Origin of the sequence: Brachybacterium hainanense, assembly GCF_042434575.1 — a bacterium.
Classification (GTDB): Bacteria; Actinomycetota; Actinomycetes; order Actinomycetales; family Dermabacteraceae; genus Brachybacterium; species Brachybacterium hainanense.
Genome location: NZ_JBHLSV010000011.1, coordinates 70,347 through 93,697, shown reverse-complemented (window position 1 = coordinate 93,697; position 23,351 = coordinate 70,347). Strand labels below are relative to the sequence as shown.

General features: G+C 72.4%; 19 protein-coding genes. 5 read left to right on the top strand and 14 right to left on the bottom strand.

Annotation, left to right across the window (positions count from 1 at the left end):
- Positions 1–33: 33 nt before the first annotated feature.
- The 5 genes from ACFFF6_RS10815 to ACFFF6_RS10795 form a co-directional block, all read right to left on the bottom strand.
- Positions 34–1,413 carry a sulfatase-like hydrolase/transferase gene (locus tag ACFFF6_RS10815; protein ID WP_376980546.1) on the bottom strand — a complete coding sequence of 460 codons (1,380 nt, stop codon included), beginning with the start codon at positions 1,411–1,413 and terminating at the stop codon, positions 34–36.
- 56 nt (positions 1,414–1,469) lie between these two features.
- Positions 1,470–2,918 carry a sulfatase family protein gene (locus tag ACFFF6_RS10810; RefSeq protein WP_376980544.1) on the bottom strand — a complete coding sequence of 483 codons (1,449 nt, stop codon included), beginning with the start codon at positions 2,916–2,918 and terminating at the stop codon, positions 1,470–1,472.
- Positions 2,919–2,992: 74 nt separating this feature from the next.
- Positions 2,993–3,913, bottom strand: coding sequence for a carbohydrate ABC transporter permease (locus ACFFF6_RS10805; protein WP_376980542.1), 921 nt, complete (start codon positions 3,911–3,913; stop codon positions 2,993–2,995).
- A gap of 11 nt (positions 3,914–3,924) precedes the next feature.
- The gene (locus ACFFF6_RS10800) at positions 3,925–4,920 is read right to left on the bottom strand and encodes a carbohydrate ABC transporter permease (RefSeq protein WP_376980540.1); all 996 of its coding nucleotides are present in this window, start codon (positions 4,918–4,920) and stop codon (positions 3,925–3,927) included.
- Complete coding sequence (locus ACFFF6_RS10795; protein WP_376980537.1) at positions 4,917–6,527, bottom strand: ABC transporter substrate-binding protein; 1,611 nt, start codon at positions 6,525–6,527, stop codon at positions 4,917–4,919. Before ACFFF6_RS10795 ends, ACFFF6_RS10800 begins: the two co-directional genes overlap by 4 nt.
- Before the next feature lie 277 nt (positions 6,528–6,804).
- Between ACFFF6_RS10795 and ACFFF6_RS10790 the strand changes: the two genes are divergently transcribed.
- Positions 6,805–7,599 (top strand): GntR family transcriptional regulator, encoded by a 795-nt coding sequence (locus ACFFF6_RS10790; RefSeq protein ID WP_376980535.1) that lies wholly within the window; start codon positions 6,805–6,807, stop codon positions 7,597–7,599.
- 25 nt (positions 7,600–7,624) lie between these two features.
- Here the strand turns inward: ACFFF6_RS10790 and ACFFF6_RS10785 are convergent, their stop codons facing one another.
- The 6 genes from ACFFF6_RS10785 to ACFFF6_RS10760 all read right to left on the bottom strand — a co-directional run bounded on the left by ACFFF6_RS10785 (position 7,625) and on the right by ACFFF6_RS10760 (position 15,228).
- The gene (locus ACFFF6_RS10785; RefSeq protein WP_376980533.1) at positions 7,625–8,029 is read right to left on the bottom strand and encodes a Rid family detoxifying hydrolase; all 405 of its coding nucleotides are present in this window, start codon (positions 8,027–8,029) and stop codon (positions 7,625–7,627) included.
- A gap of 100 nt (positions 8,030–8,129) precedes the next feature.
- Entirely contained in the window at positions 8,130–10,844 is a 2,715-nt protein-coding gene (locus tag ACFFF6_RS10780; RefSeq protein ID WP_376980531.1) for a sugar-binding protein, read from the bottom strand.
- An 86-nt stretch (positions 10,845–10,930) separates the two neighbouring features.
- Positions 10,931–12,127, bottom strand: a complete 1,197-nt coding sequence (locus ACFFF6_RS10775; RefSeq protein WP_376980529.1) for a carbohydrate kinase family protein — start codon at positions 12,125–12,127, stop codon at positions 10,931–10,933.
- Positions 12,124–12,930 carry a carbohydrate ABC transporter permease gene (locus ACFFF6_RS10770; RefSeq protein WP_376980527.1) on the bottom strand — a complete coding sequence of 269 codons (807 nt, stop codon included), beginning with the start codon at positions 12,928–12,930 and terminating at the stop codon, positions 12,124–12,126. Before ACFFF6_RS10770 ends, ACFFF6_RS10775 begins: the two co-directional genes overlap by 4 nt.
- On the bottom strand, positions 12,927–13,853 hold the full coding sequence (locus ACFFF6_RS10765; RefSeq protein ID WP_376980525.1) for a carbohydrate ABC transporter permease: 927 nt from the start codon (positions 13,851–13,853) through the stop codon (positions 12,927–12,929). The genes ACFFF6_RS10770 and ACFFF6_RS10765 overlap by 4 nt, the downstream gene beginning before the upstream one ends.
- 1 nt (position 13,854) lies before the next feature.
- Positions 13,855–15,228, bottom strand: a complete 1,374-nt coding sequence (locus ACFFF6_RS10760) for a sugar ABC transporter substrate-binding protein (protein ID WP_376980524.1) — start codon at positions 15,226–15,228, stop codon at positions 13,855–13,857.
- Between the two features lie 130 nt (positions 15,229–15,358).
- Here ACFFF6_RS10760 and ACFFF6_RS10755 point away from each other — a divergent pair, with 130 nt between their 5' ends.
- Both ACFFF6_RS10755 and ACFFF6_RS10750 read left to right on the top strand, forming a co-directional pair.
- Positions 15,359–16,129, top strand: a complete 771-nt coding sequence (locus tag ACFFF6_RS10755) for a DeoR/GlpR family DNA-binding transcription regulator (RefSeq protein ID WP_376980522.1) — start codon at positions 15,359–15,361, stop codon at positions 16,127–16,129.
- Complete coding sequence (locus ACFFF6_RS10750; protein ID WP_376980520.1) at positions 16,126–17,631, top strand: family 4 glycosyl hydrolase; 1,506 nt, start codon at positions 16,126–16,128, stop codon at positions 17,629–17,631. The genes ACFFF6_RS10755 and ACFFF6_RS10750 overlap by 4 nt, the downstream gene beginning before the upstream one ends.
- Positions 17,632–17,659: 28 nt before the next feature.
- Here ACFFF6_RS10750 and ACFFF6_RS10745 read toward each other — a convergent pair whose 3' ends face one another.
- Positions 17,660–19,069 (bottom strand): alpha-L-fucosidase, encoded by a 1,410-nt coding sequence (locus ACFFF6_RS10745; RefSeq protein ID WP_376980518.1) that lies wholly within the window; start codon positions 19,067–19,069, stop codon positions 17,660–17,662.
- 230 nt (positions 19,070–19,299) lie between these two features.
- On the opposite strand from ACFFF6_RS10745, the gene ACFFF6_RS10740 reads away from it, so the two are divergent.
- Both ACFFF6_RS10740 and ACFFF6_RS10735 read left to right on the top strand, forming a co-directional pair.
- Entirely contained in the window at positions 19,300–20,829 is a 1,530-nt protein-coding gene (locus ACFFF6_RS10740; RefSeq protein WP_376980516.1) for a M81 family metallopeptidase, read from the top strand.
- Positions 20,830–20,991: 162 nt separating this feature from the next.
- Positions 20,992–21,279, top strand: a complete 288-nt coding sequence (locus ACFFF6_RS10735; protein ID WP_376980514.1) for a YciI family protein — start codon at positions 20,992–20,994, stop codon at positions 21,277–21,279.
- Between the two features lie 79 nt (positions 21,280–21,358).
- Here the strand turns inward: ACFFF6_RS10735 and ACFFF6_RS10730 are convergent, their stop codons facing one another.
- Positions 21,359–21,931 carry a hypothetical protein gene (locus ACFFF6_RS10730; protein WP_376980512.1) on the bottom strand — a complete coding sequence of 191 codons (573 nt, stop codon included), beginning with the start codon at positions 21,929–21,931 and terminating at the stop codon, positions 21,359–21,361.
- The gene (locus ACFFF6_RS10725; RefSeq protein WP_376980510.1) at positions 21,931–22,845 is read right to left on the bottom strand and encodes a LysR family transcriptional regulator; all 915 of its coding nucleotides are present in this window, start codon (positions 22,843–22,845) and stop codon (positions 21,931–21,933) included. The genes ACFFF6_RS10730 and ACFFF6_RS10725 overlap by 1 nt, the downstream gene beginning before the upstream one ends.
- Positions 22,846–23,351 lie beyond the last annotated feature (506 nt).

Genomic DNA, 23,351 nt, shown 5'->3' with positions numbered 1-23,351 from the left:
CGGAGGGGCGGGGACGGTCTCCGGGGCCGATGCTCAGGCCGTCGGCGCGAACGGGTCGCCGCTCGTGCGCTGCCAGGCGCCCAGGGAGGCGGACAACCGCCCGATGATCTGCGCGGAGCCCTCCGCGGCGGCGATGTCCGTGGTCTCGCCGGGGTCCGCGACCAGGTCGTACAGCTCGTCGCGGCGGATCGGGTCGAGGTGGCGGATGAGCTTGTGCCGTCCGTCCGAGGCCATGCGGGCGCGGTGCACGTAGGCGGCGTGCACGATCTCGCGAGGCCCCTGCCGGGCCGCGCCCTCGAGCACGGGGGCCTCGAGCACGGATGCGAGGTCGCGGCCCTCGGCCGTCGCGGGGACCGGTGCCCCGGCCAGGCCCAGCAGGGTCGGCATGAGATCGGCGTGCAGGGTCAGCGGATCCCGCCGCTGCCCGGCGGGCACGCCCGGCCCCGCGAGGATCAGAGGAACGCGGATCGAGTGGTCGTACAGGCTCTGCTTGCCCATCATCCCGTGCTGTCCGATCGCGAGGCCGTGGTCCGCGGTGTAGACGACGATCGTGTCCTCCGCCAGGCCCGTCTGCTCGAGGTGCGCGAGGATCCGGCCGATCCCGGCGTCGAGGTGGCTGATCATCCCGTAGTAGTCGGCGAGGTGGCCGCGCACCTCCGCGGGATCGCGGGGGAGGGCGGCGAGGTTCTCGTCCCGCTCGCCGAGGTTGATGGTGTCCACCGGGTCGGCGCGGAAGTTCGCGGGCAGGTCCAGCTGCTCGGGGTCGTACAGGTCCGCGAACTCGGCCGGTGGGGTGCGCGGGTCGTGCGGGGCGGTGAAGGCGGCCCACAGGAAGAACGGCTCGTCCTGCCCGTCCTCCGCGAGGCGGCCGGTCCGGCGCTCGCGGTGCCGGTCCAGCAGTCCGATCGCGGCATCGGCGAAGACGTCCGTGGAGAAGCCGTCCGCGGTGCGGATCGCGGAGGCGGGGTAGGCGCCGGTGGGGTCGAAGTCGTGGACGGGGACGGCGGTGTGCTCGCTCATGCCGCCGAAGAAGATGTCCGCGCCGTCGTCGAAGGAGCGGTGGAAGGCGGCGGTGCCGTTGTGCCACTTGCCCACGCCGTAGGTGCGGTAGCCCTGGGAGCGCAGCGCCTGCGGGAGGGTGATCGCGTCGGGTGCGAGGTCATGGGCCTCCGGCGTGCCGATCCCGAGCCCGGCGGTGGCCCGCAGCACCTCCCGGCCGGCGAGGATGCTGGCCCGGCTGGGGGCGCAGATCGCCCCGGTCATCCCGCCCTGGCAGTGGTGGCGGGTCAGGTGCGTCCCGCGGGACGCGAGCGCGTCCAGGTGCGGGGTGCGCACCTCGCTCGCGCCGACGAGGCCCAGCAGGTCGTGGCGGTGGTCATCGGCGATGAGGAACAGGATGTTGGGGCGGGGCATGGCGGCCTTCCGGGATGCGGGCGGTGCGGGACGGGATCGGCGGATCGGGTGCGGGGTCAGGACGCCCGGCCGGCGGGGGCGACGTACGGCTCGTCGCGGTAGTGCGCCTGCAGGCGGGCGAGCTCCGCCTCGAGCTCGCGGCGCAGCGGGGCATGCGCGGGGTCGTCCGCGATGTTGTGCAGCTCGTGCGGGTCGGCCTCGAGGTCGTACATCTCCCACTCCGGCGGATAGGCGGTGTCCGCGGCGGCATCGGTGCCGAGCCCCGCGTTGTAGAAGTACACCAGCTTGTGGCGCGTGGTGCGGACGCCGTAGTGGGACCACACGTGGTGCGGCTCGCTGTCGTGCTCCCAGTAGCGGTAGTACATCGACTGCGGCCAGGACTCGTCCTGCTCGCCCGCGAGCAGGTGCAGGAAGCTGCGTCCCTGCTGCTGGGGCAGCTCCTCCGCGAGGGCGTCGGCGCCGATGCCGCAGGCGTCCAGAAGCGTCGCCGCGAGGTCCACGTTGGTGAGGATCTCGCCGAGCTCCGTACCGGCGGGCAGGCGCGCGGGCCAGCGGATCAGCAGCGGCATCTGCAGCGACTCGTCGTAGATGAAGCGCTTGTCGTACCAGCCGTGATCGCCCAGGAAGAAGCCCTGGTCGGAGGTGTAGACGACGATCGTGTTCTCCGCGCGGCCGGTCCGCTCGAGGTGGTCCAGGAGGCGTCCCACGTTGTCGTCGATCGACTGCACGCACTGCAGGTAGTCGCGCAGGTAGCGCTGGTACACCCAGCGGATCCGGGCCTCGCGGTTCTCCGGGCCCTGCAGGTGCTCGGGGACGGGCTCCTTGATGTCGACGGCGATGTCGAGGTCGTCGGCGAGGGTCATGGTCGCCTCGCGGACGGCGCGGGAGCGGGTCGCGTAGTCGTCCAGCAGCGTCTCCGGCTCCGGGATCGAGCCGACCGGGTACAGATCGGCGTGCTTCGGGTCGGGCTGCCAGGGCCGATGCGGCGCCTTGTGGTGCACGAGCGCGCAGAAGGGCTGATCGGCGTCCTGCGCGTCGATCCAGTCCAGGCTCATGTCGGTGACGACGTCCGTCGCGTAGCCGGGCACGCGCTCCTCGCCCGCGGGGGTGATCATCATCGGATCGTGGTACTCGCCCTGGCCGGGGAAGACGCACCAGGCATCGAAGTCCTGGGGCAGGGATACCCCGGACTCGCCCAGGTGCCATTTGCCGAACATCCCGGTCGCGTAGCCGTGCTCGCGCAGCACCGCCGGGAAGGTGCGGGTGGCGTGGTCGAAGCGGGAGACGATCGAGGTGACGCCGTTGACGTGGCTGTAGGTGCCGGTGAGGATGCTGGCCCGGGAGGGGGAGCAGATCGAGTTGGTGCAGAAGGCGGCGTCGCAGCGGACCCCCTCGCGGGCGATCCGGTCCAGGTGCGGGGTCGTGTTCACGCGGCTGCCGTAGGCGGAGATGGCGTGGGCGGCGTGGTCGTCGGACATGATGAAGACGATGTTCGGGCGGGTCATGGGGCGGGGGCCTCGGATTCTTGCTCGGGACGGACGGGCCGACGGATGCGGGCGAGAGGGCGGGGGCGAGCGGGCTACTTCACGGCGCCGGCGATGCCTTCGACGAAGTAGCGCTGCAGGAACAGGAACAGGAGGGTGATGGGCAGCAGGCTGATGACGGAGGCGGCTGCGAGGGCGGACCAGTCGGTGCCGTACTCGCCCTGCAGCGCGTAGATGCCCACCGAGAGGGTGCGCAGCTCCGGCTTGCTGAGCGTCATCACCAGCGGCAGCAGGAAGTCGTTCCACGCCGCCATGAACTGCAGGATGATCGCGGTCGCGGTGACCGGCCGGGCCAGCGGAAGGTAGATCCGCCAGAAGATCCGCACGAAGGAGGCGCCGTCGAGGGTCGCGGCCTCCTCGAGCTCATCGGGCAGCTGGGCGAAGTAGCCGGCGAACAGCAGCAGGCTGATGATGTGGGCGCCGCCGGAGGAGGCGAGGGTGAGGCCCAGCAGGGAGTCGGCCAGGTGCAGGGTCTGCAGCAGGTCCACCACCGGGATGATCGTGTACCCCTCGGGCAGGAACACGGCCGCGGCGAGCACGCCGATGATGATCTTCCGGCCCGGGAAGCGGTAGCGCCCCAGGGCATAGCCCATGAGCGCGACCGTCCCGACGGTGATGATGATCGAGCCGACCGTGATGACCGCTGTGTTCAGGAAGTACTGGCCGATGTTCGCCTGCTGCCAGGCGCGCGCATAGTTCTCCAGGTGCAGGACGGGCGTGAAGATGTTCAGCCCGTCGAAGACGTCCTCGTTGGTCTTGAAGGACGCGCCCAGCATCCACAGGAAGGGGTAGATCCAGCCGATGCTGATCGGGATCAGCAGCGCCGACAGGCCGATCGCCGTGAGCATCCGGCGGGAGAGCAGACGCCGGCGGGGCCTCGTCGGGGTCCGGCGCGCGCCGGACCCGGCGGGCGGGGCGACAGGGGTGCGGGGAGCGTCGTCCGCGATGATGGTCATGCCTCGTCCTCTCACGCCTCGCCCAGATCGGAGCGCATGCTGCCGGCGCGGCGGGCCGCCCACAGCTGCACGGCCGCGATCACCATGACCGCGACGCCGAAGAACACGCCCGCCGCGGAGGCGTAGCCGAGCCGCGGCACGCCGCCGTTGACGTCCCCGGCGGAGAACGCGGTCTGGTAGATGTACGTCTCGATCACCTGCGTCGAGAAGTAGGGGCCGCCGCCGGTCATGGCCTGCACGATCCCGAACACGTGCAGGGTCCCGTTGACCGTGAGCAGCGTGATGATGAGGACGAACGGCAGGATGATCGGCAGCGTGATGTGCCGCAGGATCTCCCATCGCCCGGCGCCGTCGATCCGTGCGGCCTCGTAGTAGACGGTCGGCACGGTCTGCAGGGCGGCCAGCCAGTAGATCATCGTGATGCCGAAGTCCTTCCAGACCTGGACGGCGATCACGGCCCACAGGGCGGTGCCCGGATCGCCCAGGAAGTCGACGGGCGCGTCGATGATCCCGAGCGCCTGCAGCAGCCCGTTCATCGGCCCCTTGTAGCTGGACAGCACGAACTGCATGATCACGCCGGTGATCGCCGCGGACATGACCACGGGGATGAAGAAGAAGGTCCGGAAGGCGGAGGCCATGCGCAGGACGGGGCCGTTCAGCGCCATCGCGACCAGCAGCGACAGGCCGAGCCGGAGCGGCACCGCGACCGCGACGAACAGGAAGGAGCGGCCGAAGGCGGCCCAGAACATCGGGTCGTGGATCAGCTCGACGTAGTTGGCCAGCCCCACCCAGGTGCGTGCGCTCGTCACACCGGTCCAGTCCAGGAAGGAGTAGTACCAGGACATGACCATCGGGTAGAAGGTGAACATGCCGGCCAGCACGAGCGAGGGCAGGACGAACACGTAGCACCAGCGGTGCTTCAGGATCTCGCGGCGCAGCGAGCCCGGACGGGGGCGGAGCCGCGCCTCGGCCGGGGCGGCGGGGGATGCGGCGGCGGGGCTGCTCATGCGTCCGCCTCGTAGTCCGCGATCCCGAAGTCGACGCTCGGGTCCCAGGTGGGGAAGACGTAGTCCTCGCGGGAGACCTCCGCACCCTTGGCGCGGGCGGCCGCGATCGCGTCGTCGAGGGCCTGCTCGCTCGCGGAGTCCAGGTCCCGCAGAGCGGTGCGGATATCGCTGATCTGCCCGCTCATGATGCCGATCGCGATGTCGGACAGCGCCGGCTTGACGGCCTTCATCTCCATGACGACCTGGGCGATCTGCGGATTCCGGGTCTGCGGGATGGGGGCGATGCGCATGAGCTCGTTCGCGTGGCTCCGGGCGGCGATGCCCTGCTCGCTGATGTCGCCGCGCTCCTCCGCCAGGGTGTTGGCCTCGTCGATCACCGACATGAGGATGCCGCCGGAACCCGCCACGAGGTTCGCCTGGCCCTCCACGCTGCCGATGTAGGCGAACATGTCGCCGACGATCTCCGGATGCGCGCTGTCCGCGGAGAGGAAGAGGTGATCCGTCCCGAAGGGCTGGTAGCCCACGTGGTGGACGGCTCCGTCGTCGCCGGTGGGCGGGGCGGCCACGCCGAAGTCGAAGTCCGGGGAGTCCTTCTGCCACTGGGGGATGTAATAGGGCCCGGTGAAGAACATGCCGGCGGCGCGCTGGGCGAGCCGCGGCGCGGCGGTCGCCTCGGTCAGGCTCATGTAGTCGGGGAACAGGGAGCCGTCGTCCCGCATCGCGAGCATCAGCTCGAAGGCCGCGACCATCTCGTCGCTCTCGTAGGCGTACTGTCCGCTGCGGTAGTCCATGCCCCCGACGGTCCCCGCCCCGGCGAGGATCGCGAGGGCGGAGGTGAAGGAGGAGAGCTGGTCCTTGCCGATCAGGAGGCCGTAGTACTCGCCGGCGCCGGCCCGGGTGATGTCCGCGGCGACCTTGCGCAGACCGCTCCAGGTGAGGCGCTCGCCGACCGGGTCGACGCCGGCCTCCTCCATGCGCTGGACGTCGAAGAACATGGTGGGGTTCAGGCCGTTGGAGACGGACAGGGGGAAGGTGTAGGTCTTGCCGTCGAAGACCTCGACGCCGGGGATGAAGACGTCCTCGCCCAGCTGCTCCTTCCACTGCGCGAAGCCGGGGACCACGTCGTCCAGCGGGGCGATCCAGCCTTCGGCGACGGCGACCTGGCGCGGCACCGTGTTCGGCAGGAGGAACACGTCCGGCGCGGAGCCGTTGCGGATCGCGAGCGGGATCGACTCGTTGATCGTCGCCCATTTCGCCTCGGTGTAGTCGATCGTGACCTGGGGGTGCTTCTTCTGGTAGGCGGCGTGGAAGGCCTGGATGAAAGGGCCCTTGAGGTTGCCGTTGTCCATCCATCCGATGGTCGCGGCCGCCTCCGGGAGCGGGGTTGCCGGGTCGGGGATGTCGATGCTGAGGGGCGTCTGCGCGGCGGGGACGTCGCCGGGGGTGCCGGTCGAGACGGAGCAGGCGCCGAGCGCACCGATGCCGAGCAGACCCGCGCCGAGACTCAGGATCCCGCGGCGGCTGGGGCGTGTCTCCGGGCTCGTGCGGCGGGCGGTCTCGGCGGCGGGCGGGAGCGCTGCGGGCTGCGGGCTGTGCGGGGAGGTCATGGGTCCGTCCTTCCGGAGGGCGGCTCCGCGGCGGGGCGGGGCCGGGCGGGTCGGGGGAGGTCTGGCGCGGAGGGTGATGCGCAGGCCGGGACGTCGTCGTCGGCCCGCCGCACCGCCGCGATCAGAAATCTAGATCAATCAACAGAAGTTGTCTAGAGCGCTTCTCCTCGGCTCGTACACTGGGACCGGCTGCGCCCCGACGCCCTCGGGGACCGAGCCGCACCGGCGGCGAGGGTCGGGGAGCAGAACTGCCCTGCCGCGGACGAAGGAGGCCCATGTGGCGACGAGCGGGACCGGAGCGACGGGCGCATCGAGGGGACCCGCCGCCCACGAGCGGATCGAGGCGCATCTGCGCTCCCTGGTGCGCGCCGCCTCCCCGGGGGACCGCATGCCCGGGGACCGCGAGCTGAGCGAGCAGTTCGGCGTCAGCCGCATGACCGCCCGCCAGGCCGTCGGCAAGCTGGTCGCGGAGGGGCGTCTGCACCGGGTCACCGGCAGCGGCACCTTCGTCTCCGCGCATCGCGTGCACCGACGCATCGACCGCCTGCTCTCCTTCGCCGAGCACATGCGTCGGCACGGCATGGGGGCGAGCGCCCGCGTGCTCGAGGCACGGCTGCGCCCCGGCACCGACGGGGAGAACGCGGACCTGGGCCAGGCTCCCGGCGCGGAGGTGTGCGTGCTGCGGCGCGTGCTGCTGGGCGACGGATCGCCGATCGCGATCGAGAGCTGCCTGATCGCCGCGGACTGCGCCGACGTGCTCGCGGCCGACCTCGAGCACGGCTCCCTCTACGCGACGCTCGACGAGCTGGGCCGCGGACCGGCACGCTCCATGGGCACGCTGCGGGCCGAATCGGCCGATGCCGCGGCGGCGCGGCTGCTCGAGGTCGCCCTCGGCCAGGCGCTGCTCGTCCAGCGGCTGCGGATCCTCGACGCGCAGGACCGCCCCGTCCTGCTGGTCGCCACCCGCTACGTGGGAGAGAGGTTCATCCTCGACGTCGACCAGTCACGGCACGAGTACGCCGACCCCGCCCAGCGCGAGCGCGAGCCGCACTACGACGTGCCCTCGCTGTGAGCGATGGGCGGGGCCGGCGGACCGGTCAGTCGACGACGGCGAGCGCGTCGATCTCCACGAGCATGACCTCATGCGGCAGGTCCACGAACACGGTGGTGCGCGAGGGGAGCAGGCCGCTGGGCACGTTCTCCTGGATGAACTGCGAATACACCTCGTTCATGAGCGCGAAGTCGTCGCGCGTGGTGAGGTAGACGCGGAACATGAGGACGTCCTCGACGCTCGACCCGCCGGCCTCCAGGATCGCCTTGACGTTCTCGAGGGTGCGGCGGGTCTGCTCCTGGACATCGCCCGCGCCGATGTACTCCCTGGTCGCGGGATCCATCGGCCCCTGCCCGGAGACCTGCAGGATGTTCCCCTTGCGGATCCCCTGGGAGAAGGTGTGCGCGGCCGGCGGGGCCTGATCGGTGACGACGACGGACTTGCTGCTCATGGAGGCTCCTCGCGGTTCGGGTGCGGCGTCCGGGCATGCCCCGGACGTGCTCGGGCGCGACCAGACTACGGCCTGCCGAGCACGTCCGCGCAGGACCCGCTCACACCTCCGCGGACGCGGCCGCGGAGCCGGCCTCGGTCTCGAGGGACACGGCCAGGACCAGCTCGCCCGAGGCGCCTCCGGCATCCACGCGCAGCCGGTGCGTGCCCGCCGCGGCGTCCTCCAGGACCACGGCGGCGATGATCGCCTCCCCGTCCCACAGCAGGGCACGGATGGTGCCGGGGCGGTCGGTCGTGGCGGTCGCGGTGACCGCTCCGTCCGCGTGCTCCGCGCGGGACAGGGCGAGCGCCCGCTCCGGCAGCCGGGGCCGCCCGCCCAGGCCCACGCCGTCGCCGGAGGCCTGGATGATCGACTGCGCGGAGGCGGTCGATCGAGCGGCCGTCCGCGGGATCGTCGCCTCCCGCGGGGCGGGGGCGCCCTCCGGCAGATCCGGCAGCTCGAGCACGCCCCAGCGGTACGGATCGGCCTGGATCCCCGGATACGTGGACCAGCCGATCCGGGACTGCCCCGTGCGGTCCTGCGTGTCCGAGTCGTAGACCACCACGTTGAAGCCGACCCGGTCCGGGCGGATCCCGTCGGGCAGGTCGGCGAAGGGGATCCGCGCCTCGACCTCGTATCCGTTGTACGGGTCCGAGACGCGGGAGGCGATCACGGTCCCGGGCGCGGTCTGCGCGAGCGGGCCCTGCCAGTTGTCGTGATCGCGTCCCCCGCCCACGGTCTGCGAGCCGTCGGGGTGCACGACCGCGGGCAGCACCCCCAGGATGAAGGTGCTCGCGGTGTGCTGGGAGCCGCCCCGCGGGTCGATCATGATCTCGACGGAGTCGGTGCGGAAGCGCTGCTTGTCGTCATCGGCCCCCAGCACCGTGCCGAAGACGTCGTCGACGACGGCGACGTGCACGCACAGCGCCTCGTCGTCGTAGGTGACCCAGGTGCGGCCGGAGGCGTCCTCCGCCGTGACCGGCGAGCCCTCCCAGAGGTGGCCGATGTCGACCCCGTCGCCCGGGTACTCGCCGGGAGCGCGGCTCCCGTCGACGTCCACGCCCTCGGTGCGGCTCGCGACCAGGCGGGGGACCAGGCAGATGCCCTGGGCGGTGCTCGTGGTGAGCCCGCCGGCGCTGGCCGTGACGGTGACCGGGTACACGCCGCCGTCGGGACCGCGGTTCGCGACCGGCAGGGAGGAGTCCGGGTTCGCGACGGTCAGCGGCACCTGGCGCACCTCTCCCGGCGCGAGGCCCGTGACCTGGACGGTTCCGGGCCGGGCGGTGAAGCCCTCGGGCACCTGGACCTGGATCTCGGCGCTCTGCACGTCCTCGGCGTGGTTCGTGACCAGCAGGGTCAGCTCCTGGCTGCCGCCCGAGGCGAGGGCGCGGCGGGTCGGCACGAGCGCGTCGAGGTGCTGCATGCCCAGCTCCTGCGTCCACTCGAGGAAGTCGCGGACCTCCTCCCGGTTCTCGAGACCCGCCTCGACCGGGCCCACGACCCGCAGCGGCACCACGTTCCAGCCGCTCCCGCGGTTCTTCGTGGTCACGACGGCGCGCAGCAGGACGGCGGTGCCGGGGGCGGCATCGGCGGCGGGGGTCACCCGCACGGTCACGGTGCGGCTCTGCCCGGCAGGGATCGTGGGGAAGTCGACGGGGCCCTCCGCCCTCCACCCCGCCGGCGCCTCGATCTGCACGCTCGCCTGCGGGGTCGCGCGCTGCGGAGAGCTCAGCGAGACCTCGACCTCGAGGGGGACGCCGGGCTGGACCGCGAAGCGGGAGGCGCGGACCTCGAGGAGCGTGCCGAGGGCGAGGCCGTCCTCGATCGGAAGGCTGGCCCCGCGCAGGACGGCCTCGTCGCCGCTGGTCGGCTCCACGAGCGGGGAGCGCGAGGCGATGAGCGTGAACCAGGTGGCGGGGATCTTCGCCGGATCCGTCGTGGTCGGCGGGATCACGGACCAGCCCTGGGTCCGGTAGGACCAGATCGACGCATCGCGCAGCGTGCTCCACCGCTCGCCGTGGGTCTCGCTCAGGGTGCCGTTCCAGGTCCCGTAGACGAGGTCGCTCGCGACCGCGGGCGTGTATCCGGTGGCGACCGCATCGGGCCCGACGGGACCGGTCCCGTTGGAGCCGGAGCGCAGCAGGCGCCGGGGCGCCCAGGGCTCGAGGCCCTCCTCGAGATGCTCGGGGAAGGCGTCCCGGTCGCCGGCCAGCAGGTACGCCTCGACCGCGTACATGGCCGCCTGCTGGTGGTTGCCGTGGTTGCCCTCGATCGCGGAGGGGTTCATGGTGATGATGACGTCCGGCCGGGTCGCACGGATGACGCGGACGATGCGTCCCAGCACGTCCCTCCCGCCCCACACCTCGCGGGACAGGGGCGCGGACAGCGTGTAGAAGAAGTCGACGGCATCGAGGTTGAACACGTGCGAGATCCCGGCGTAGCCGACGGCCCGCCGCTCCTCCGCCTCCCGGATCAGGCCCAGCGGCGGACCCTCCTCGAGGCCGACGGCGTTGCCGCCGCCCTCCCCGCGCGTGATCGTGATGACCCCGGCCTGCTGGCCGTGGAACTCGTTCCACTGTCCGATCGCCGCGAGCGTCCACGCCTCGTCGTCCGGGTGGGCGCCGATGTAGAGCACGTCGAGGTCGGTGCCGCCGTCGGCGAGGGCGCGCTCCGCCGGGGTGAGCAGGCCCAGGTCGAGGGTCGCGGCGCCGGCGGCGAGGCCCAGCAGGCCGCCGGCCCGCAGCACGGAGCGGCGGGTGGGATGGGAAGCGGACATGACGTTCTCCTTCGAACGACGGGACCAGCGGGAGGGATCGGAGGGTCGGTGCGGGCGTGCGGTGCGGTCGGCGGGCTACCGGCGTCTCAGTGCGCGCCGGCGTCGGAGCGCAGCGCGAACGTGCCCTGGGCGCGGCGGCGCCCCAGCACGGGATGGTCGGGAACGATCCGCTCGAGGAAGCGATACCGGTCCCGGGTGTAGGCGGCGCGGAGGTCGCCCTCGCCGGCGGCGGAGCTGATCGCCCGCCACCAGTCGGAGATGTCGCCCCAGCCGGGGGCGGCGAGGGAGCCGCCGAACTGCTGGACCGCGAGGGCGGAGCAGAGCGAGGCGAACTTGAGACGCTCCACGAGCGGCCAGGCCCCGAGCGTCCCCAGCACGATCGCGGCCGCGAACACGTCCCCGGCCCCGGTCGTGTCCAGGGCCGTGACCGGCACGGCCGGGCAGTAGGCCTCCTCGCCGGTGGCGGCGTCGATCGCGTAGGAGCCGGAGGCCCCGTCGGTCACGACGGCCAGGGGCACGAGCTCCGCGAGCTTCCGCACGGCGCGGTCGGGGCTGTCGGTGCGGGTGTAGCCCATGGCCTCGACGGCATTGGGGGTGAAGGCATGGCAGTGCGCGAGCGGGGCGAGGTCCGCCGTGTCCCACCGCTCGGTCTCGTCGAAGCCGATGTCCGCGAAGATCCTCGTGCCGAGGGCGGCCAGGCGCGACCACCAGGCGGTCTCCCCGGCGAGGTCGACGACGGCGGCGCGGGCAGCGGGCGCCCGGTCGATGAGACCGGACAGCGGCTCCGGCAGCTCGTGGCCGTGGGTGACCATCGCCCGGTCCTCATGCGCGGCGATCGACACCGTCACGGGGGAGTGGAAGTCGGGGAAGCGCCGCGAGGCGCGCAGGTCGATGCCCTCGTCCTCGCTCATGGTCTGCCACATCCAGTCGGCATAGGCGTCGTCGCCGAAGCCGGCGACGAGACCGGTGCGCAGGCCCAGGCGCGCGGTGGCCGTGGCGAGGTTCGCGATGCCGCCGGGGCTCGAGCCGAGGCCCCTGGACCACAGCTCCTGGCCCGGCAGGGGCATCCTCTCGAGCCCCGTGAAGACGATGTCGAAGAACACGGTGCCGGACAGGAGCACGTCCAGCGGCGGATCGGTGTCGGCGCGGCTCTCGCGCAGCGGATCCCAGGAGTCGCCGGCATCGGGGCCGGGCGAGGGCGCCGGGGCCGTCGCGGCGTCCGCCTCGGGGGACGGATCGGAGATGGGGCGCGAGTCTTCGGGGTGGGCGGGTGTACGGGTCATTCCTTCGTGGCCCCTTCCAGCATTCCGCGGATGAAGTGACGCTGCAGGATCAGGAAGAGGATCACCATCGGCAGCGCGACGATGATGGCTCCGGCGGCGAGGAGCGCGTGCTCCGCCGTGTACTGGCCCTGGAAGTTCGCGAGCCCCAGGGGCGCGGTGCGCAGCGTGCCCGAGGGCGCCATCACCAGGGCGATGAGGAACTCGTTCCAGGTCCACATGAACGTGAGGACGACCAGGGTGAGGACCCCGGGCAGCGAGGCGGGCACGAGCACGCTCACCAGCGCCCGCAGCGGGCCGGCCCCGTCCAGGGCGGCGGCCTCGAGCAGGCTCGCCGGGAGGGAGCGGAACTGGGCGCGCAGCCAGAAGGTGCCGAACGCGATGGACTGCGCGATCTGGGGGAGGGCGATCGCGGCGTAGGTGTCGGTCAGACCCAGCGTGCGCAGGTCGAAGAAGAGGGGGATGACGATCGCCTCCGCCGGGATCATGAGCCCCAGCAGGAACAGCAGGAAGAGCGGCGTCGCCCCGCGGAAGCGCATCGTCCCGAAGGCGTAGCCCGCCCCGATCGACAGCACGACCGCGGTGGTCACGACGATCGCCGCGACCACCACCGAGTGCATCAGCGAGTTGGAGAACCCGCCGACCCGCCAGGCCTCGACGAGGTTCTCCAGATGGATGCCGGCGGGGGCGCCGATCCGCGGGGACACGGCCGTGGCGAGGATCGTGAGGATCGGCGTGATCGCAAAGAGGGCGAACAGTCCCAGGACCACGTAGTTCATGGCCTGCTCGGCGCGGGAGACCCTCATGCCGGGCGCTCCCCGATCCGGGTGACCACGAGGTTGATCGCGAACACGAGGGCCGTCAGGACGATCGCGACCGCGCTCGCGGAGCCGACCTCCTTCAGCGCGAAGGCGCGCCGGTACACCTCGAAGCTCGGCACGGTCGTCGCGGTGCCGGGACCGCCCGAGGTCGTGAGGTACACGAGGTCGAAGGTCTTCAGCGCCGCGATGATCGTGAGCACGAGGGCGACCACGATCTCCCCGCGCACCGAGGGCAGCGTGATCGCGAGGAACTCGCGGACCGGGCCGGCGCCGTCCAGCCGCGCCGCCTCGAAGAGGTCGTCGGGGATCCGGCTCATCCCGGCGAGTAGGAGCAGCATGACCAGGCCCATCTCGAGCCAGGTGCCGATGAAGCCGACTGCCGGCAGCGCCGCTCCCGGATCGCCCAGCCACCCGCGGGCGAGGGCGTCCAGCCCTGCCGCCCGCAGCCCCTGGTTGAGCAGTCCGTCCGGGGCGTAGATCTGCCGCCAGGCCACGGCGATCACGACGAGCGCGATCACCTGGGGCAGGAAGATGATCGTCCGGAACACGCCCATGCCGCGCACCTGCCCGCGTCGCAGGATCGCGGCGAGCACCAGCCCGATCCCGAGCGGCAGCAGAGAGAAGAATCCGATCAGCACGAGGGCGTGCCCGATCGCGGCCCGGAAGGCGGCATCGCCGGCGAGGTCGATGTAGTTGCGAAGGCCCACGAAGGTCGAGGGGCCGAAGCCGGACCACTCGTAGAGCGAGAACTGTGCGGCCCGCAGCAGCGGGTACAGGGAGAACGCCGCGTAGACGAGGAAGGCGGGCAGCAGGAACAGGTACGGCGTCCAGCCGCCGCGGGCCACGGCCGATGCCGCGCGGCGCCGACGCGGGGCCCGGGTGGCCCGGGAGGCGAGGGACGGAGTCATGTCAGCTGCCGGCGGTGAACTCGCTGTAGTCCTTCTGGAGCGCGTCCGCTCCCGCGGCGGCGTCCTTCTGCCCGCCGATCACCTCCTGCAGCGTGTTCGCCGCGGTGTCCGCGAAGGTCGGCGTCGCGTAGTCGAGGTAGGGCAGCAGGGTCCCGTCCGTCGAGACGGCGTCGAAGGCCTCGTAGATCTCCTTGTTGACCCCGGAGGCGGGCGCGAGGGATGCCGTGTCCAGGACCGGCATGCCGCCGTTCTCCGCGATGAGGGCCATGGCCTCCGAGGTGGTGATGAAGTCGATGTAGGCGGCCGCGGCCGCGGGGCTCTTCGCCTTCGCCGGGATCGCGAAGGGGAGCCCGGTGCCGCCGGTCGTGGCGACGGTGCCGTCCAGGCCGGCCGGAGGGGCCATGAAGCGCAGGTCCTCGCCCATCACCTTCTCCATGTCGGGGCCCAGCCAGGAGCCGCCGATCAGGAGCACGCCGGTGCCCTTCGTGAAGTCCGCCCAGGCGGCGTCGTAGTCCAGGCCGTTGGGGGAATCGCCGAAGGCGCCCGCCGCTCCCCAGTCCGCCATCTGCGCGAGAGCCTGCAGGTTCCCCTCGCTCGTCCAGTCGGCCCCGGCGTTGCCCATGCCGAGGGCGATGATCTCGTCGACGGGGACGGAGGCGGCCTGCAGCGGCCCGAACACGTGCAGGGCCGGCCAGCCCTCGATGTTGCCGAGGACGAGGGGCTGCTCCCCGGCCTTCTGCGCGGCCTCGACCAGGGCGAGCAGATCCTCCCAGGTGGCGGGCGGCTGCGCGGACAGCGCCGTCAGCTTCTTCGCGCTGTAGTAGATGCCGACGATCTCGCCGGTCTGGGGGAGCCCCCACAGGGAGCCCTCGCCGAAGGTGACGGCATCGGCCGAGTAGCGGGCCTTGGACAGGACCGAGGCCGGGAAGCGGTCCTCCCAGCCGTAGGCCTCCGCATAGCCGCTGAGGTCCGTGAGCTGACCGGCCTTGACGAACTCGCCCATGTCGGCGCGGGCGTTGTTGACCTGGAGGACGTCGGGGACGTCGTTGCCCGACAGGGCCAGGGCGGTCTGCTGCTGCAGGTCGTCGAAGGACTGGGTGACGCGCTCGATGGTGATGTTCGGGTACTTCTTCGTGAACTCGGCGCGCAGGGCCTCGATCGCCTCGTTCTGGGCGCCGCGCACCTCCTGGTCCCACACCGTGAGGGTCAGCTCGCCCATGCCGGCGACGTCCGTGTCGACCTCGTCCGCGGAGGGTCCGGCGGGCGCGCCGGGTTCCGGGGAGTCGGATCCGGGGGCGCAGGCGGCGAGGAGGCCCAGGCCTCCGACGGCGGTGGCCTGACCGAGGAACGTGCGACGGCGCATGATCTCCTCCATGTCTCCTCCATGAGCTGTGGGGGCGGGTGCGCCGGGGCTGGGCGCTGGATCCAGGATGCCACAGAATGATCGGAGATGAAAGGTTGCGCGTGATCTTGCAGGGAAATGCTCGGAGGGCTAGGGTGGCGGCATGCTCAGCGAGGAACGCCACCGGGAGATCCTGGCCGAGGTGCGCCGACGCGGCTCCGCCACGGTCACCCGCCTCAGCGCGGACTTCGCCGTCTCCGAGGCGACCATCCGCCGCGACCTCGACCAGCTCTCGGGGACCGGGATGCTCCGCCGCGTCCGCGGCGGCGTCGTCGACCCTCGCTCCGGCGAACGGCCCGAGGCCGACCCACGGGACTTCGACCTGGTCGCCTCGGCCGCCGCCGGCGCCAAGACCCGCATCGCCCGCCGTGCGGCCGGCCTCATCGAGGACGGCGAGGTCATCGCCCTCGACATCGGCACCACGGTCGCGGCCATGTGCCCCTTCCTGCGCGACCGCCCCATCACCGTGGTGACCTCCTCCCTCGCGGTGATCCGTGCGCTCGCCGGCGCCCCCGCGGTCGACGTGCTCGTCCTCGGCGGGATACTCCGGCCCACCTACCAGTCGATGGTCGGCTCCCTCACCGAGGCGGCCCTGCGCCAGGTCCGGGCGGACCGCGCCTTCCTCGGCGCCGCCGGGGTGCGCCCCGACGGAACCGTCCTGGACTCGACGGCCAGCGAGGTCCCCGTCAAGCGCGGCCTCCTCGACATCGCGACCTCCTCCTACCTGCTGGTCGATCATGAGAAGTTCCCCGGCAGCGGCTTCCTCGAGATCGGCCCGGCGAGCCGCTTCGCCGCCCTTGTCACCGACCGCGCCCTGTCCCCCGCCGATCTGAACCTCCCCGAGGGGGAGGAGCTGGAGGTCCTCCTGCCATGAAGCTCACGATCCTGGGCGGGGGCGGCTTCCGCGTGCCCCTCGTGTACGAGGCGGTCGCGACCCGCGCCACCGGACTCGCCGTGGACGAGGTCGCGCTGCACGACGTCGATCCCGGGCGCCTCGCGCGGATCGGCGCGGTCATCGAGCAGCTCGGCGCCGAGCTCACCGCCTCCGGTCGCGCGCCGCGGCCCCTGCCCGTCCTCGCCCCGACGACCGACCTGCGCGAAGCCGTGGCGGGGGCGGACTTCGTCTTCAGCGCCGTCCGCGTCGGCGGGGCCGAGGGGCGCACCGTCGACGAGCGGGTCGCCCTCGACCTGGGCCTGCTGGGCCAGGAGACCATCGGCCCCGGCGGGCTCGCCTACGCGCTGCGCACGATCCCCGTCGCCCTCGACATCGCCCGCACGATCCAGGAGCTCGCCCCCGATGCCTGGACCATCAACTTCACGAACCCCGCAGGCATCGTCACCGAGGCCATGCGCCGCATCCTGGGCGAGAGGGTCGTCGGGATCTGCGACACGCCCATCGGGCTGGTCCGCCGCGTCTCCCGCCTGCTGGGGGCCGACGTCGACGCCCTCGGCCCCGACGGCTCCCCGCTCATCGGTGTCGACTACGTGGGGCTGAACCACCTGGGCTGGCTGCGGGCCCTCACGGTCGACGGCGAGGACCGCCTGCCCGCGATCCTGGCCGACGACGCCGCCCTCGACGCGATCGAGGAGGCCCGGCTCATCGGCCCCGACTGGGTACGGACGATGCAGGCGCTGCCCAACGAATACCTCTTCTACTACCTGTTCACGCAGGAGGCCCGCCGCCGCATCGCCGCGGCGGACACCACCCGCGGCGAGTTCCTCGCCGCCCAGCAGCAGGGCTTCTACGCGGAGCGAGGGCCCGGCGGGACGGAATCCTCCCCCGGGGATGCGGAGGCGTGCTGCGCCGGCCCGCTCGCCCGCTGGCGCGCGACCCTGCATGAGCGCGAGGCCACCTACATGGCGGAGACCCGGGACGAGGCGCGGCGCGAGGAGGACGTGGCCGGCGGCGGCTACCAGGAGGTCGCCCTGCGGCTCATGACCGCCCTCGCCACCGGCCGGCCGGCCCGGATGATCCTCGACGTCGGCAACGCCGCTCCCGGGGCGGAGAACCCCTCCGCCCGCATCGTCCCGGAGCTGCCGGGGGGCCTCGTCCTCGAGGTGCCGTGCCTGGTCGACGGCACGGGGGTGCACCCGCAGGCGGTCGGCCCGCTCACCCTCGACCAGCTCGGCATGATGGCGCGGCTGCGCGCCTCCGAGCGCTGCATCCTCGAGGCCGCCGTCGCCGGGGACGAGGCGCGGCAGGCGGCGCGCGGGGAGCATCCGCAGGCGGCGGCGGAGCTGCGCGAACGGGCCGCCCGCAGCGCCTGGCAGGGGTTCGCGAGCCATCCCCTGGTCGGCTCCCCGGAGCTGGGCCGACGGCTGCTGGACGGCTACCGCGCCGGGCACCCGCAGATCGCCGCGCTCCTGGACGGCTGAACGACGGCCCCGGCGAAGGCCGGGCAGGTCAGCGCAGCGGGAGGCTCAGCACCTGCACATCCGTCGCGCCCGCGGCCGGGACGAGCACGAGGTCCTCGCCCTCGCGGCGCAGCGTCGGGACCGCCGCGGCCGCGCCATCGGCCGGCCCGCCGCCATCGGCCCCGGCGGCCGGGAGGACCGCGGCGTCCTCGAGCGCCGCGAGCACCGCCGCCCCGAGCCGCACCGGGCCCGTCGACGGATCCAGCAGCAGCACGTGCAGCGCCCCCGCGCCGTCCGCGTCCGCCGGGCTCAGGGTGAACCGCACCCCCGGCGGCGGCACCGTGACCGCCGGATCGAACCACGGCCGCGTCCCGTAGATCGCCCCGGCGTGGAGCGCCAGCCATCGGCCGAGGTGCTCGAGGGCGCGCGACTGGAGCGGTGGAATGCTGCCGTCGGCATGGGGGCCCACGTTGATCAGCAGGTTCCCGTTCTTCGAGACGACATCGGCCAGCAGGCGGATCAGCTGCGCGCCGTCCAGGGCATGGGCCTCCGACTCCTCCGCATTGACCCCGAAGGACAGCCCGAGGCCGCGCGTGGACTCGAAGACCTCCTCCTGCACCGCCTCGATGTCCTGGTACTCGCGGGTCAGCACGCCGTGCACCGGCACGCCCCACCGGTCGTTGACCATCCCCTCCGGGACCGCGGCGAGATGCCGCCGGAACAGCTCCTGCAGCGAGTCCGGGCCCGCGCCCTTGCCGGCGTCGGGCCAGTCGATGTCGTTCCACAGCAGGTCCGGGGCGAAGCCGTCGATCAGCTCCCGCAGCTGCGCCGCCGCGAAGGACGCGAAGCCGGCGTCGTTGCGCCGCAGCGCGAACAGGTCGGCGTTCGAGGTCATCGGCGGGAAGTCGGAGACGTGCCAGTCCAGCGCGCCCGAGTAGTACAGGCCCAGGCGCAGGCCCGCCGAGCGCACGGCGCGGGCGAAGGCCCCGATCAGGTCCTGCTGCGGACCGCGTCGGGCGGCTGTGAACGGCGTCGTCGCGCTGTCCCACAGGCAGAAGCCGTCGTGGTGCTTGGTCGTGGGCACGACGTACCGCGCGCCCGCCCGGACGGCGAGGTCCACGATCCCGTCCGCCGCCTCCGGACCCGGACGCCAGGAGTCGGCGAAGTCCTCGTAGACCAGGCCCTCGCCGTAGATCTCGCGGTGCCGTCGCTGCGTGGGGCTGCCCTCGATCCGGACCGTGTTCGCGTACCACTCCGCGTACTGGTGGCGGGCGTAGGCGTTCTCCGCCGTGACGTCGGAGCGGTCCAGGACATCGGCCCAGGCGGGTACCGAGTACAGGCCCCAGTGCACGAAGACCCCGAGTTTCGCATCGCGGTACCAGGCGGGGACGGCGAGCTCGGGATAGGCGCTGGCCGGGGCGGCGTCGGCCGGTCCGTGGCGGTCGTCGAAGCTGATCATGCGGGGGCTCCCTGGGGCGAAGATCGATCATCGGCAGAACCCTCATTGTGCCGCAGAACATCCGATGTGTGTGTGGGTGGTTGTCGCGATGCTGACGAGATCTGAGGAGAACCGGGATGGTCGATGGGCTTCCGCGCACAGACATCGGAGGACCGGTAGCATCGTCCTGCGTGCAGGCGGCACACCGCGCGGGCACCCGCCCGCCGCCGGGAGAACAGGAGCTCCACCCCATGACCACGACCCGACCCCGCATCGGCCTCGCCGGGATCGCCATCGAATCCTCGACCTTCACCCCCTACCGCTCCTCGGAGAAGGACTTCGAGGTGCGGCGCGGCACCGAGGAGATGCTCCAGAGGTTCCCGTTCTTCCAGGATGGCTCCGCGACCGGGACGGCGCTGCGCGAGGCCGCGGACTACGTCGGCGTCCTGCACGCCCGCGCGCTCCCCGGGGGCCAGCTGCTCGCCCCCACCTATGACGCCTGGAAGGCGGAGATCCTCGAGGGCCTTGCCGCCGCCCACGCCGAGGCGCCGCTGGACGGCTTGTTCTTCGACATCCACGGCGCCATGAGCGTCGAGGGCATGGACGACGCCGAGGGCGACCTGATCACCGCGATCCGCGGTGTGATCGGGCCCGACGTCGTCGTGGGCACCGCCATGGACCTGCACGGCAACGTGTCCGAGGCCCTGTTCGCGGGCTGCGACATCCTCACCTGCTACCGCCATGCCCCGCACATCGACGCCTGGGAGACCCGCGAGCGCGGCCTGCGCGATCTGGTCGAGACCGCGGCCGCCGTCGCCGGGGGCGCCCCGCGTCCCTACAAGGCGCTCGTGCATGTGCCGATCCTGCTGCCGGGGGAGAAGACCTCCACCCGCATCGAGCCCGCGAAGACGATCTACGCCGGCATCCCCGCGCTCACCGAGCGCGAGGGCGTCACGGACGTGTCCTACTGGATCGGCTTCGCCTGGGCCGACCAGCCCCGATGCAAGGCCGCGATCGTCGCCTTCGGGTCCGATGCGCAGGCCGTCGAGGACGCCGCCCTCGAGCTCGCGACCACCGTCTGGGAGGCTCGCCACGACTTCGAGTTCGTCGCCCCGACCGGCACCTTCGCCGCCTGCCTCGACGAGGCCGTCGCCTCCGAGGCCCGTCCCTTCTGGATCTCCGACTCCGGGGACAACCCGGGCGCCGGCGGCGCCGACGACACCACGTACGCCCTGGCCGAGCTGGTCGCCCGCGAGGAGATCCGCCGGAACGAGGTCAGCGCCCTCATGGTCTCCCTGGTGGACCCGGCCGCGACGGACATCGCCCATGAGCTGGGCGTCGGAGGACGCGGCGAGGTCGAGATCGGCGGGCACATCGATGCCACCGCTCCCGGCCCGCAGCAGCTGCGGGTCGAGGTGGCCGCGCTCGACGAGGACACGCCGACCGGGAGGTCCGCCGCGCTGCGGGTCCTCGACGGGGATGCCCCGACCGGGCTGACCGTCGTCATCACCGCTCGCCGCTCCCAGTGGCACAGCCGCGGCATGTACGAGCGCCTGGGGCTGAGCATGACCGGCTTCGACATCGTCACGGTGAAGATGGGCTACCTCGAGCCGGACCAGTACGAGGCGGCCGCGGACTGGCGACTCGCCCTCACCCCGGGCGGCGTCGACCAGGACCTCGTGCGCCTGGGCCACTCCCGGATCGACCGGCCGATGATCCCCTTCGACCCGGAGATCCCCGCCCCCGCCCGGGAGGAGATCCTGCGCGGCGGCGGAGCCTGAGCAGGGCCCCGGCACCTCCACAGCCGGTGCCGGGGGAGGTTCCCCGGCGCCGGGCCGGTGCCCGCTCCCCGCGTCCTGCTCGACCGAATCCGCTGATCGGGGGCAGAATCGGGGCAGGGCCGCCCGGTCCTGCCCCGCCCCGCCGTTTCGAGGAGCTCGCCGATGCCGATCTATGCCGTGACCTATCTGTACACCGATGACACCGAGGCGAAGGATCGCATCCGTCCCGAGCATCGCGCCTTCCTCGCCTCGCTGCTGGACGAGGGCGTCCTGCTGGCTTCGGGCCCGTATGTCGACGCCGACGGCGGTGCGCTGCTCATCCTGCAGGGCGAGGGCACAGCGGAGGAGGTCCTCTCCCGCCTCGATGCCGACCCCTTCCGTCGTGAGGGGCTCATCGCCGAGCGCTCCATCCGTCCCTGGGACGTCGTGATCGGCGGCTTCGCCTCCTGAGACGGGGACGGAGCACCGCTGCCGGTGACCCGGATCGCGGTGCCCGTCCCGGGGTGACGGCGGGACGTCGCCTCGTCGATCAGCGTTCGCCGGGCTCGTCCCGTTCTGCCTCCCCGCCGTCTCCGCCCGCGGCGGTCGCCTGTGCGGCGGCGCTCGCGTCGAGGAAGCGGCCCACGCTCGCGCGGCGCAGGACCCCTTCCCCGCCAGGCCCCTCCGCGAGCAGGACCAGCGGCAGCGCTGAGCGTCCCCCGTGCTCGGCGAGGACAGCCGTGGCCTGCGCATCCCGATACACGTTCACCCAGTGCACGTCCGTGCGGGTCGACCGGATCGCGGTCTGCAGCCGGGCCGACATCGGGTCCCCGGGAGCCCAGAGGATGATCGAGTCGCCGGGGCCGCGACGTTCGAGGGCCTCGGCCAGCGGCTCGTGCTGCCCGCCGCGCAGCGGTGACGTCCAGTAGCCCATGAGCAGGGCGAACAGCGCCATCGCGAGCGAGGCGAGGCGCTGGTCGACCAGGAGCAGCACCACGGCGACGGCGAGACCGCCTCCGAGAAGGAGCGCGGGCCGGATCCATGCCGCCGCGGGGGCCTGCAGGGGCGCGCCGTCGTCGCGGGGCGAGGAGCGCGGGCTCGGGTCGGAGCGAGGCCTGGTCATCAGATCATCAGCGCCGTGACGGAGCGCTTGTCGGCCTCGGCGGCCAGGGCGTCGCGCAGAGCGGCGACGGCGGGGATCTTGCATGCTCCGCGCCGGTTCACCAGGCCGATCGTGCGGTCCTGCAGGTCGGGCAGCGATCGCACCACCACGTCCTCGGAGGGGGAGGCCTCGAGCGCGATCTCCGGCAGCAGCGCGGCGCCGCCTCCATGGACGAGCAGACGCTGGACCACGGTCGCATCGTCCGTCGTATGGCGGATCTTCGGCGTGAAACCGGCCGCCCGCGTGTTGGCGAGGAGATTGGCGCGGCAGCGCTCGCAGCCGGCGACCCACTGCTCCTCGGCGAGGTCGGCGAGGGTGAGGGTCGGGTCCTCGGCTCGAGGGTGGTTCCGCGGGAGCACCGCGAGGATCCGGTCCTCGAGGAGGGGTGTCCATTCCAGGGCGCTCTCGCCGCCCGTGTCGGAGAGCGGGTAGCGGAACACGAGGGCGAGGTCGAGCTCCCCTTCCTGCAGGGCCGTGATCGCATCCGGCGGCTCGAGCTCGTCGAAGCTGACGTCGACGCCCGGCGCGGTCTCCTGCATCGTCGCGAGCGCCGGAGGCAGCAGCACCGCGGCCGCCGAGGGGAAGGTGCCGAAGCGGACCCGACCGCGTCGCAGCGCCGTGATGTCCGCGAGCTCCTCCGTCGCGGCGTCGAGCTGCGCCGCGATCGCCTCCGCGTGCTGGAACAGGCGCTGCCCGGCCTCGGTCGGGGTGACCCCGGTGGAGGAGCGCAGCAGCAGCGAGGTGCCGATCTCCTTCTCGAGGGCCGCCAGGTGCTGAGAGACGGCGGGCTGGGTCCAGCCGAGCTCCCGGGCGCCGGCGCCGATGGTGCCGTTGCGCACCACGGTGCGGAAGATGAGCAGTCGTCGGGGGTCCATGAGGACCATGGTACGAGCTGGTGCCAATCTCTGCTTATGGCTTGCGCGGGATGACAGCATCGTCGGGCGTGTTCGGCCGGAAGCGCATGCGCTCGGGGCTGCGCCGAGCCCGGCGGGGAGGCGCAGCCCGTGGTGCCGCGGGAGCGTATGCGCTCGGGTCTGCGCCCCCCGGGGCAGTGCCTGTCGGGGGCCGCGACGGTGCCTGCGGTGTCCTGGATTCCTGGACCAGGGGATCAAGAAAAGATGCTGTTCTCCAGATTGTACGGCGTTGACGATGGGGGGCGCTCGATGGTCGCGTCCATGTGGATAAAGCGTGCATGGGGAGGAGTGGTGGTGATTGGGGAGGAGAAGCGGGAAAGGAGAGAGAGTGCAGGCAGCGGGTGTATTCGAGGTGCGTGGGCTCGGGCGTGGATGAGGTTGGCCCGCGGATGCGATCCGCCAGAGAATGTTTTCCACAATCGCTCCCGGGGGTCTTGAGTCGGAGGGGGCGAGGGTGTAATCTAGAT